Source organism: Oceanobacillus sp. FSL W7-1304 (assembly GCF_037969805.1).
GTDB classification, from domain to species: domain Bacteria; phylum Bacillota; class Bacilli; order Bacillales; family Amphibacillaceae; genus Oceanobacillus; species Oceanobacillus profundus.
In genome coordinates this window covers 818,904-831,188 of the sequence record NZ_CP150211.1, presented here as the reverse complement: position 1 = coordinate 831,188, position 12,285 = coordinate 818,904, and the positions used below count along the sequence as shown (strand labels likewise).

General features: G+C 39.4%; 10 protein-coding genes. 7 read left to right on the top strand and 3 right to left on the bottom strand.

Annotation, left to right across the window (positions count from 1 at the left end):
* Positions 1–12: 12 nt before the first annotated feature.
* The 3 genes from NYE61_RS04285 to NYE61_RS04275 all read right to left on the bottom strand — a co-directional run bounded on the left by NYE61_RS04285 (position 13) and on the right by NYE61_RS04275 (position 1,155).
* The gene (locus NYE61_RS04285; RefSeq protein ID WP_336623541.1) at positions 13–216 is read right to left on the bottom strand and encodes a hypothetical protein; all 204 of its coding nucleotides are present in this window, start codon (positions 214–216) and stop codon (positions 13–15) included.
* 103 nt (positions 217–319) lie between these two features.
* Complete coding sequence (gene ytrI, locus NYE61_RS04280; protein WP_095307328.1) at positions 320–823, bottom strand: sporulation membrane protein YtrI; 504 nt, start codon at positions 821–823, stop codon at positions 320–322.
* Positions 823–1,155, bottom strand: coding sequence for a YtrH family sporulation protein (locus tag NYE61_RS04275; RefSeq protein ID WP_095307327.1), 333 nt, complete (start codon positions 1,153–1,155; stop codon positions 823–825). The genes ytrI and NYE61_RS04275 overlap by 1 nt, the downstream gene beginning before the upstream one ends.
* 140 nt (positions 1,156–1,295) lie before the next feature.
* On the opposite strand from NYE61_RS04275, the gene dnaE reads away from it, so the two are divergent.
* The 7 genes from dnaE (at position 1,296) to pyk (ending at position 12,173) form a co-directional block, all read left to right on the top strand.
* Positions 1,296–4,646 carry a DNA polymerase III subunit alpha gene (gene dnaE / locus NYE61_RS04270; RefSeq protein WP_303447416.1) on the top strand — a complete coding sequence of 1,117 codons (3,351 nt, stop codon included), beginning with the start codon at positions 1,296–1,298 and terminating at the stop codon, positions 4,644–4,646.
* Positions 4,647–4,966: 320 nt separating this feature from the next.
* Positions 4,967–6,202 carry a malic enzyme-like NAD(P)-binding protein gene (locus tag NYE61_RS04265; protein WP_095307324.1) on the top strand — a complete coding sequence of 412 codons (1,236 nt, stop codon included), beginning with the start codon at positions 4,967–4,969 and terminating at the stop codon, positions 6,200–6,202.
* A 28-nt stretch (positions 6,203–6,230) separates the two neighbouring features.
* Positions 6,231–6,884: a GntR family transcriptional regulator gene (locus NYE61_RS04260; RefSeq protein ID WP_095307323.1), complete on the top strand. Its 654-nt coding sequence runs from the start codon at positions 6,231–6,233 to the stop codon at positions 6,882–6,884.
* A 428-nt stretch (positions 6,885–7,312) separates the two neighbouring features.
* Positions 7,313–8,167: an acetyl-CoA carboxylase, carboxyltransferase subunit beta gene (gene accD, locus NYE61_RS04255; RefSeq protein WP_095307322.1), complete on the top strand. Its 855-nt coding sequence runs from the start codon at positions 7,313–7,315 to the stop codon at positions 8,165–8,167.
* Between the two features lie 2 nt (positions 8,168–8,169).
* Complete coding sequence (gene accA / locus NYE61_RS04250; protein WP_303447415.1) at positions 8,170–9,126, top strand: acetyl-CoA carboxylase carboxyl transferase subunit alpha; 957 nt, start codon at positions 8,170–8,172, stop codon at positions 9,124–9,126.
* 253 nt (positions 9,127–9,379) lie between these two features.
* The gene (pfkA, locus tag NYE61_RS04245) at positions 9,380–10,339 is read left to right on the top strand and encodes a 6-phosphofructokinase (RefSeq protein WP_095307319.1); all 960 of its coding nucleotides are present in this window, start codon (positions 9,380–9,382) and stop codon (positions 10,337–10,339) included.
* Positions 10,340–10,412: 73 nt separating this feature from the next.
* Entirely contained in the window at positions 10,413–12,173 is a 1,761-nt protein-coding gene (gene pyk / locus NYE61_RS04240) for a pyruvate kinase (RefSeq protein ID WP_095307318.1), read from the top strand.
* The last annotated feature ends 112 nt before the right edge of the window (positions 12,174–12,285 follow it).

Below are 12,285 nucleotides of genomic sequence, written 5' to 3'. Positions count from 1 at the left end.
CAGTCTCCAGCTTTAATTCGTTTTACTCGTTGTTAATGGGATAAACCAATAACCAGAGTCAGTTTCATCGCACTGGACAGGCATTTTCTCTTTTTCAATTGCTCGTTTCATTAAACGGACAAGTTCTTCTGATTCTGCGTATGCATTTTGCCCTTTTCTTAATTGATTCATTTTTTCATCACGTATTCTTCTTAGGTTGATAGGCAACACGGACATCGACTCCCTTCAATATATGGAGTGTAACTGCTTTCATTACTATTCTATGATTATCGACAAAGGAAATCCATACGATTGTTCGATGTGTCACGAAAAATACAAATTAATTTGACAATTGCGGGATTATCTCTATTTTTAAGTCCGTTGAAATCGTTAATTTCTTCACCTCAAAATAGTAGGTGAAATCATCAATGGTAAATCCTTTATTCTCTATTGTAGATTGAAGCAATTGATCGCTCTTATCTATAATCGAAATTTCTTGTCCAATTATATGGCTAATTTGTTCCTTAACCATCTCCTCCAGCTGATGTTCAATGAGTCGGTCCAGCTTCAGTCTCTCGCCATCAACAATCGTAACGGAAATAGAGTTAATGGTTAATGGCTCTTCGGATTTTTCACTTAAATCTTCCTTGTCTTGCAGCAATGCTGCATTCTGTTCTTTCAAGTCATTTACTTGCGATGACAGTTCGAGATTTTCCGCTAATAATTCCTCGTACATCGTGCCGTACATATAAATCAGGATGAAGTATGCAATAATACCCCCAATGAATGCACCTGCGAAAAAAAGTTGCCAGGAAGGCTTTTTATGATATGGTGGAATATGCATTACGGGCTCCCCTTTTGTAAAAACCAATCAATAATGATGATGCCAGTTTTTACACCACCCATAGCAGACAGAATAAGTAAAACTTGCTTAACGAAATCGATTGTAGATCCATCTGTTAATCCCTTTTCAAAGTTTGCAATCGCATCAAAGGTACCTCCAATTGCCGCAACAATAGCCCAAATTCGCAAGCGGTCAGCAATTCGTCCCATTGATGTAAGTGGGGCATCGCCCGTTGCGAAATCCCCGATACTGCCGATGAAAGATCCTCCAATAATTACACCGAGAGCAATAAAAAAGCACGAAATAAATGCAGCAAAAAACCGTTCTTCCATTATTTATGCACTCCTTTGAGGCATGGTCTATACATTTTATGATTGTCTCGGACGAGTTATGCTAAGAAAAGAATGCAAAAGCGTATGCATGTTCGAAAATGGTTGTTATAATAATAGTTAGAAAGAAAAGGCGGGATAGTATGTCATACACACATTTACAGGTTAAAAGCGGCTATAGTTTGATGAATAGTACAATAACGATTCCTAAATTGGTCGAGCGGGCACATAAATTAAATTTTAATGCGCTTGCATTAACGGATGAAGAAGTGCTGTATGGAATTATTCCATTCTATCGTGCATGTAAGAGCTATGGAATTAAGCCAATTATTGGAATGTCTGTACGACTACTGGACAATGAGGAAGAAGTTATTCCATGTATCTTATTAGCGAAAAATAATGCTGGTTATCACCAGTTAATCAAACTTAGTACAACTATTCAGCAGGATTCTATAAATGGCATCGACTTAGGGGCAATACAGCAGGCAGCTGGTCAATTGATTTGTATTGTACCAGTTCAACATGATAAAATAACGCAGCTTTTTCAACACCAAACACATGCAGGTATTGCCGGTTATTTCAAAAAGTGGCAAGCATTATTTGCCCAAGGTGACTTCTACCTTGGTTTGCAGGAGAGAGACGAGTCGATATTTACACTGGTAAAAGAATTTCATAAAGTATCCCGTATTCCGGTTACGGCGATTAATGATGTCATTTATCTTGATGAAAAGGATGCCATGGCTTTTGATTGTCTCCAAGCGATGAAAACGGGAAAACAGTGGGGAATGAAGATTGCGGATTCCACCATTAAAAATAGACATCTTCGTTCCGAAACGGAAATGGAAAGTTTATTTGGTTCCTTTTGGCCGGAGGTGCTTGCTGAAACAGAGGCAATCGCAGGGAAGTGTAATGTTACGATCGATTTTGAACAGCGTCTGCTGCCATCATTTCCTGTACCTGAAGAAATAAGTGCAGCTGATTATCTAGAGAAATTATGCTGGGCAAAAGTAAAAGAAAGGTACCAATCTTTAACCGATCCTATAAAAAAGCGACTTTCCTATGAGCTCCGTGTGATTCAATCCATGGAATTTAGCGATTATTTTCTGATTGTAGCGGACTTTATTGGATATGCAAAAGCAAATCAGATTGTTGTGGGACCTGGTAGGGGCTCATCAGCTGGTTCGATTGTTGCCTATATACTAGGTATTACAGACGTCGATCCAATGGAATACGGTCTATTATTTGAACGATTTTTAAACCCTGAAAGACAAACAATGCCAGATATTGATGTCGATTTTTCAGATGCGAGGCGTGATGAGGTTATCACGTATGTCCAAGAAAAATATGGCAGGGAACATGTTGCGCAAATCATTACATTCGGTACCTTTGCTGCCCGTTCATTAATTCGAGAATTAATAAAAACAATGGATGTGGACGGGCAGGATGCTAGCTTTATGCTAAGAGAAATTCCGCTGCAGTCAACAAAAAGAATCCCAGAGCTCGTAAAGGAATCGGAAGAATTGTATCGTTATGTCAAAACATCTCCTAAATTAAAGCTGTTATTTGCTGTAGCTGTGAAGCTTGAAGGACTGCCACGTCATATCTCGACCCATGCAGCAGGCGTGGTTATTAGTGAGAAACCGTTAAAGGAACATGTTCCACTAACAAAAGGTGCGACCGATACACATCTTACCCAATTTCCAATGAATGATTTAGAAGCAATTGGCTTATTAAAAATGGATTTCCTTGGGCTTCGGAATTTAACCTTATTGGAGAAGGTTATTCAGTCGATAGCTTATACAGGTGCTAACCCGATTTCACTTGATGAAATTCCTGAAAACGATACCCGTACCTATGAATTATTACGAAATGGGCAAACAAATGGTGTGTTTCAGCTTGAATCCCAAGGAATGAAACAGGTACTAACTGAACTTTTGCCTAGCAGTTTTGAAGATATAGTAGCAGTCAACGCCTTGTATCGCCCAGGTCCAATGGATTTTATTCCGGTATATATAGCGCGAAAACATGGGAAGGAAGAAGTAACCTACCCACATCCTGATTTAAAGCCAATTCTTGCCCATACATTTGGTGTGCTTGTTTACCAAGAGCAAATCATGCAAATTGCTAATCGAATTGCAGGTTTTACATTTGGTGAGGCCGATATGCTGCGTCGTGCAGTAAGTAAAAAGAAGCAAGATGTTATGGATGCACAAAAAGAAGCATTTATTCAAGGTTGTCTAAACAATGGTTACGAGCGAAGTGTTGCTGAAGAGATATTTAGCTGGATTGTTAAATTTTCAAATTATGGATTCCCAAGAAGCCATGCGGTTGCCTATAGTAAGATTTCTTATCAGCTCGCCTTCTTGAAAGCACATTATCCAGCAAGCTTCTTTGCGGAATTATTAAGTGCTTCTCGAAGTCAATACGATAAACTGCATCTCTATATGCAAGAACTAAAAGCGCTTGGACTTGAACTATTACCACCTAATATTAATCGGAGCTTCGGGAAATACAGTGTGGAGAACAAAAAAGTTCGGATGGGACTTACCTCGATTAAGTCGGTAGGTAATCAAGCAATTGGCGAAATTATTCGCGCGCGAAAAGCAGGACCATTTAAAAATATATTCGATTTCTGCCTTCGTACCTCACCAAAGCTCGTTAATCGAAAAACACTCGAAAATCTTATTATTGCTGGGGCATTTGATGAAACGTATTCCAATCGCGCAAGTTTACTTGCTTCAATAGAACAAGCGATGGAGCAGGGAGAGCTTTTTAAAGAATTTTTTGGTGGGTCTAGTCTTTTTGAGGATCAAATCGAGCTAGATGCCAAATATGTTGAGATCGATGACTTTAGTCAAGTTAAGAAATTAGCAGATGAAAAAGAGCTGCTTGGCATGTATGTTTCGAGTCACCCGATAAAGGAATTTAGGAAGCAGCTGCGAGCTAATGGTCATGTCACACTTAGACAAGCAGCTAAAATGCTTGGAAAGCGAAATTTAGACGTAACGGTAATTATTCAAGCGATACGAGTTATTCGAACAAAACGAGGGGATAAAATGGCATTTCTGACGATTGATGATGAGCAGGCGGAAATGGAAGCCGTTATTTTTCCTGATGTATTCCGAGAGATAAGCTCCTGGCTGCAAGAAGAAATGCTCGTTTGTCTGGAAGGGAAAGTAGAATCTAGAAATAATAAGCTACAAATGGTAATCAATTCCGTCAAGCCATTTCATCAAGAAACATTACAGTCAGATTATAAACAGCGTCTATTTATTAAAGTGGTGAACATGACGAATCAACAAGCACTGCAACTTATCGAGAAGGTAGCGGAACGTTATCCTGGTGGCGCATCGATTATTCTTTATGATGAACAAAAAAAACAATCTTATCAGCTAGCAGAATCTTATTGCCTCTATCCCGACAAAAGTTGTTTAAATATGCTAAAACGGTATTTTGGGAATGAAAATGTTGTTTTGCAAAATCGAGAAGTGTGAAGTAGTTTGAGATTGTAAGTATTTATGGCATTGAAATGGATGCTAATTATAGGAAGCACTTAAAGCATCGTTTCAGTGCTTAGCTTGTTTAGGGTCTCACCGTAACGCATGATTATCACTTTACAGGTGAGATGCATCTGTTATAATAGAGGAGTTATTGGTGGTCTGACCACTATTGAATCAAACAAAAGCCAGCAAGCTTATTAAAGGCAATTATTCTACTTTATTTTAGCTGGTTATGTTTGTTTGGGATATTATACAACAAGACATACTGAGGATATAATACAATTTCTACATCAAAAAGGAGAGAGTAATCTAAAATGGCAAGCTTGAGAGATGAAGCGTTACATATGCATAGGGTAAAGCAAGGGAAATTGGAGATCCAATCAAAGGTTCCTGTTAATAATGCGGCAGATTTGAGTCTAGCGTATTCCCCTGGTGTAGCAGAGCCTTGTAAAGAAATTTATGAAAGTAACGATCGAGTCTACGATTACACAATGAAAGGGAATATGGTCGCCGTAGTAAGTGATGGCTCAGCCGTGTTAGGCCTTGGTAATATTGGACCTGAAGCTGCAATGCCAGTAATGGAAGGGAAAGCTGTGTTATTTAAAGGATTTGCAGGTGTAGATGCATTTCCGATTTGTCTCGCAACACATGATGTAGATCAAATTGTCCAAACTGTTAAATTGTTAGAACCAACATTTGGTGGAGTAAACTTAGAAGATATTGCAGCACCAAATTGCTTTATTATTGAAGAACGCTTAAAAGACGAAACAAATATCCCGATTTTCCATGATGACCAGCATGGAACAGCTATTGTTACAGTTGCAGGTTTAATCAATGCATTGAAGCTTGTTGAAAAGGATTTCTCTGAAATTAAAGTAGTAGCAAATGGTGCAGGTGCAGCTGGCATTGCAATAATTCGCTTATTAGAGAGCTTCGGTGTAAGGGATATGATTATGTGTGACTCAAAAGGAGCTATTTTTGAAGGTAGAACCTATGGTATGAATAGTGTGAAAGATAGAGTTGCTAAATTTACGAATATCAATAAAGTAGAGGGATCATTGGAGGAAGTTCTAGTGGGTGCTGATGTCTTTATTGGTGTATCTGTTGGCGGTGCGCTTACAAAGGAAATGGTTTCTACAATGAATAGAGATGCCATTATTTTTGCGATGGCTAATCCCGATCCAGAGATTCTGCCCGAGGATGCAAAAGCGGCCGGTGCACGCGTGGTTGGTACAGGAAGATCGGATTTTCCAAACCAGGTGAATAATGTGCTTGCGTTTCCTGGTATTTTCCGAGGTGCATTAGATGTGCGAGCAACAAGAATAAATGAACGAATGAAGGTTGCTGCTGCAAATGCAATAGCATCCCTAATTGAAGAAAATGAAATCACAGAGGATTACGTGATTCCGTCACCATTTGATGCGCGTGTTGCCCCATTAGTGGCAGCAGATGTTGCAAAGGCTGCAATGGACTCAGGTGTAGCTCGAATCAAGATAGATCCGAATGAAGTAGCTGAAAAAACGCGAAGTTTAACCGGAGTTAAGAAATAGACGGTTTTCTAGGAGTGGAGTGTTATTTTTGTCCTTTTCAATTAAACAAAAGGTATATCAGGAAGTAATCAAGGAATTACAACGATATATTGAGAGAAATAATCTAAATCCGGGGGACAAGCTTCCATCTGAACGAGAGCTTTCTGAAAGACTTAATGCTGGCAGGTCATCTGTTAGGGAGGCATTACGGGCGTTAGAGCTTATTGGTCTTGTAGAAACGAGACATGGCGAAGGCACCTACTTAAGGGAATATCGCTCCTTTCAAACTGTAGAGTTATTATCATCCTTTATTTTAAGGCAAGATAATATGAAAGATGATTTAACTTTTACGAAGAAAATTTTGGAAAAGGAAGCAGCAAAGTTAGCTTTTGCCCGAATCAGTGTATCTGATATACAGGAATTAAAAGCAATACTTGATGTAAATAGTAGTAATCCACTTACAAAACATCGTGCCTTTTTTAAATATTTATTTGAGAAAACGGAAAATCTATTGTTAATGAAAATATGGTCGCTAATGGATGAGTTTTCACATGCTGTTTGTGTATACCATTTTGAGGAATCTTTCTATAATACTTTACTTAAACACTACAGTGAAAGAGATTATGAATCCATTGATCCATTATTTTCGGGGCCAAGTGAAGGTGAACAGTTGAGAGGAATTTTTTCCCTCGACTGTTTTTGACACTCTTTTTAACTACTAGCCGTTATGATGAATAAAATGATTTAAATAGGTATGTATATGCGTGTTCAAAAAAATGATGAAATGGATCGAGGTCAGCTAAATTCGCAACGTCCAGTGGCTGCGATTGCTCTTCCCATCAAAGTGCTTTATTGCAACGCCGACACTAGCACGTCCTGTACGTCGAATTTCAAGGCGGCGAAGCTCCCCGTACCTGGCTTGCACAGGATGTGCTGACTTCTGCGTTGTCCACAGGACTTGTACGTTCTTAGTAGAGGTGGCTCTATCGTCAACGAGCTTCTACAGGATATGGTGATTATGTTAGCCGAAAGTAAGTCGAAGATCTGCTGTTCTCAGATGTGTCATTTTTACCAGACTTTTTGGACAAACTCTACTATTATGTTGATGTAAGTTGTGAAGGGGGAATAACCTTGCTTAAAGATTTTTTTGGCAAGAGAAGAAAATATGCAACCATTCCAAGTGAACAATCAAAAATCGATGTTCCAGAGGGACTTATGCAAAAATGCCATGGTTGTAATAAAATATATTATCGAAAAGAAATGAAGAAGTCTTTAAATGTTTGTCCAAATTGCGGCTATCATCACCCAATGACTGCTTGGGAGCGGATTGATAGTTTATTTGATGAAGGAACTTTCAGGGAATGGGACAAGGGTCTAACTTCAGGAAACCCACTCGATTTTCCGGGTTATAAAGAGAAGATTGCAAAGGACCGTGAGAAAACGACGTTAAATGAAGGAGTAGTCACTGGTAAAGGAATGATAGTAAATCATCCTGTTGCCTTTGCTGTGATGGATTCTAGCTTCCGCATGGGAAGTTTGGGATCTGCGATGGGTGAGAAAATCGCACGTGCTATTGAAAATGCGAAAGAAGAATCGATTCCCTTTATTATTTTCACAGCTTCTGGTGGTGCTCGGATGCAAGAAGGCATGCTTAGTTTAATGCAAATGGCGAAAACGTCGATTGCAATTAAACGATTCAGCGATGCTGGCGGATTAATGATTTCTGTTATGACCCATCCGACAACTGGTGGGGTTTCTGCTAGTTTTGCTTCCATTGGAGATTATAATTTTGCTGAGCCAGGTGCGTTAATTGGCTTTGCTGGAAGAAGAATCATTGAACAGACCATCCGCGAAAAGCTGCCGGATGATTTCCAAACTGCAGAATTCCAATTAAAGCATGGTCAATTGGATAAAGTGATCCACCGTCATGAGATGAAAGAATTGCTTTCCAAGCTGGTTGCAATGCACAGAAGGGAAGTGGAATAAAAGTGAATCAAATACTCGAGTTTGAAAAGCCAATCGTGAATTTAAGAGAAAAAATAAACGAATTGAAAAATTTCACAGCGAATAGTGAAATTGATTTAACAGCGGAAATTGAAACGCTGGAAAAGCGGCTGGCTATTTTAGAGAATGATATTTATGGCAACCTGAAGCCATGGGATCGTGTGCAGATGGCTCGTCATTCGATGCGTCCCACAACAATGGACTACATTGATAAGTTGTTCACCGACTTTATAGAATTTCATGGCGATCGATTTTTTGGAGATGACGAGGCGATTGTAGCTGGTATTGCATATTATAATGAAATCCCAGTAACCGTAATTGGTCATCAGCGCGGAAAAGATACAAAAGAAAATATTCGCAGAAACTTTGGAATGCCACACCCAGAAGGGTATCGAAAAGCATTACGCCATATGAAGCAAGCAGAAAAGTTTAATCGTCCAATCGTTTGCTTTATTGATACGAAAGGTGCTTATCCAGGTAAAGCTGCTGAGGAACGTGGACAAAGTGAAGCAATTGCAAAAAACTTAATGGAAATGGCTGGTTTAACGGTACCAATCGTTTGTATCGTTATCGGTGAAGGTGGAAGTGGTGGTGCGCTGGGACTTGGTGTTGGTGATCGTATACTGATGCTTGAGAACTCAACATATTCCGTTATTTCACCTGAGGGGGCTGCTGCGCTTTTATGGAAGGATGCAGGCCTTGCTCAGCGTGCTGCGGAAACAATGAAAATAACATCTTATGACTTGAAAAAATTAGGCATTGTTGACCATGTTATTCCAGAGCCAAAAGGTGGCGCACATCGAAACCTAGAACAGCAGGCAGCGTATATCGATGAGGTATTAAAGCAATCCCTTACAAATCTCCAGACATTGACAGATGATGAATTAATCGAGAATAGATGGGAAAAATATAAACAAATGGGTGAATTTGAAGTGCTTTAACTTTTGCTCAAACGGAAGCTGAAAAGGAGCAAGTAATTCGATACATCCTTTTTGCGGACTTTTGAACATCCATTTCTTAACTGTATTAGTTGAGACTGATATTTTATAGTATCAGTCTCTTATTGTGGTTGTAAAAATATAAAATATCTTTAATAAACAAGATATTAATTGCTATTTGCGCTGTTTTTATTTATCTTTAAAGGGTATAGTACAGTTATAGAGCAAATTTCGTTTGACATGAGGTGAACTAAACATGAAGAAAATAGGTGTGTTGACAAGTGGCGGAGATGCCCCTGGGATGAACGCTGCAATCCGTGCGGTTGTCAGAAAAGCGATTTATCATAATTTAGAGGTGTATGGGATTAAAAATGGTTTTCAAGGTCTCATGGAAGGTAATATAGAACAGATGGATCTTGGTTCAGTGGGAGATATTATTCAACGCGGCGGTACGATTTTATTCTCGGCTCGAAGTGAAGAATTTAAAACAGAAGAAGGTCAAATGCGAGGAATTGAGCAATTAAAAAAGTTTGGAATTGAAGGTTTGATTGTTATCGGTGGCGATGGAAGCTTCCGCGGTGCCCAAAAGTTAACGGAAAAAGGGTTTCCATGTATTGGTGTGCCTGGAACGATTGATAACGATATTTCCGGTACAGACTTTACAATTGGATTTGATACATCACTAAATACGATAATTGAAGCAGTTGATAAAGTGCGTGATACCGCAACATCACATGAGCGTACGTATATCATTGAAGTAATGGGTAGAGATGCTGGTGACCTAGCACTTTGGGCCGGTCTTGCTGGAGGAGCAGAAAGCATTCTGATTCCAGAGAAGAAAGAAGACTTTGAAGAAATTGTCGACCGACTTAAACGCGGTCATGACCGTGGTAAGAAGCACAGTATTATTCTTCTGGCAGAAGGCGTTGGAAGCGGGTTTGATTTTGGAGAGCGAATTCAAGAAACAACACAGCTTGAAACCCGTGTTACCGTATTAGGTTATATTCAGCGCGGTGGGTCCCCAACGGCTACAGACCGTGTTCTAGCAAGTAGATTAGGTGCTAAAGCAGTTGAATTGCTAATGGACAACGAGGGTGGCAAGATGGTAGGAATTCAAAATAACAATTTGGTAAGTTACCCGTTTGATGAAATCTTTGCACAATCCCATACAATTAATGAAGAAATGTACAACCTTTCGAAAGAGTTATCGATCTAATTAGGAAGGCTAAAGTTAATCGCATTGTTTGGTTATTTAAACTATGTAAAACGTTCAGGGAGGAAGAAAATTAATGAGAAATACGAAAATCGTTTGTACGATTGGACCTGCTTCTGAGTCAATAGAAACTTTAGAAAGGTTAATCGATGCAGGAATGAATGTAGCTAGACTTAATTTTTCTCATGGTGATTTCCAAGAGCATGGCGCTCGAATTAAAAACATAAGAGAAGCTGCCGAAAATAAAAACAAAACTGTCGCAATTTTATTGGATACAAAAGGGCCAGAGATAAGAACAGGGAATTTTAAAGATGGCTTTGCTGATCTTGTACAAGGAAATACGGTCGTTATTTCAATGCTCGAAGTAGAAGGGACTGCTGAGAGGTTTTCCGTTACTTACGACGGTTTAGTGCATGATGTACATCCGGGTTCGAAAATTTTACTTGATGACGGACTAATTGAATTAGAAGTTATCGAAGTAAATGCGAGTGCGGGTGAAATTGTAACGAAAGCATTGAACTCTGGTGTCATCAAAAATAAAAAAGGTGTAAACGTACCAAATGTTTCGGTGAACCTACCTGGGATTACGGACAAGGATACGGCTGATATTCTGTTTGGAATTGAGCAAGACGTTGACTTTATCGCTGCTTCATTTGTACGTCGTGCATCTGATGTCCTTGAAATAAAAGAAGTTTTAGAAAAAAACAATGGGTCACACATTCAAATCATACCTAAAATTGAGAATCAAGAAGGTGTCGACAATATCGACAGTATTCTAGAGGTCAGTGAAGGGCTAATGGTTGCACGTGGAGACCTTGGTGTAGAAATCCCAGCAGAAGACGTTCCACTTGTACAAAAAGAGCTTATTAAAAAATGCAACAATGCAGGTAAGCCAGTTATTACTGCTACACAAATGCTTGATTCGATGCAACGTAATCCTCGTCCAACAAGGGCAGAAGCATCTGACGTTGCGAATGCGATTTTTGACGGCACAGATGCAATCATGCTTTCTGGAGAAACGGCTGCTGGAGCATATCCGGTTGAATCCGTACAGACGATGAGTAATATTGCATTGAAGGCAGAGTCAGCATTGGAACATAAATCTATTTTAAATGAACGCTCGAAAAATGTAGATATGACCATCACAGAAGCAATTAGTCAATCGGTGACACATACAGCGATGAATTTGGACGTTGATACGATCATTACACCAACTGAAAGTGGACATACAGCAAGAATGATTTCCAAATATCGTCCAAAGGCTTCTATTCTAGCTGTGACATTTGCTGCACACGTTACGCGTCAGCTTTCTCTAGTTTGGGGTGTACACCCGGTGATTGGTAAACAAACAAACACAACAGATGAAATGCTAGATGTTGCAATTGATAAAGCGTTAAGCACGAACATGTGTAAACGTGGTGGAAGAGTGATTATAACGGCTGGCGTTCCGGTAGGTGAGAGTGGTACAACGAACTTGTTAAAAGTTCATGTTATTGGCGATGTAATTGCCAGAGGACAAGGTATCGGGAAACGTACAGCGTATGGTAGAGTTGTATTTGCTAAGTCAAATGAAGAAGCTCTAACAAAAGTAGAAGAAGGAGATATTCTAGTTACGTATGGCACAGAACGTGAAATGATGCCGGCAATTGAAAAAGCTGCTGCAATTATTACGGAAGAAGGCGGCTTAACGTCACACGCTGCAGTTGTTGGCTTGAGCTTAGGCATTCCAGTAATCGTTGGCGTAAAAGACGTCTTTACAGCACTTGAAGAAGGTTCTGACATTACAGTAGATGGTGCAAAGGGCGATATTTATAAAGGACATGCATCCGTACTGTAAACAGTTAGATGTTTTCGGATAACTCCATTCTTGAAATAGAAGCTGGCATAATGCCGGCTTCTATTTTTCTAAAGGCTGTTCATCTGCAAATCGTTTAGAAAAGAAGATTTTA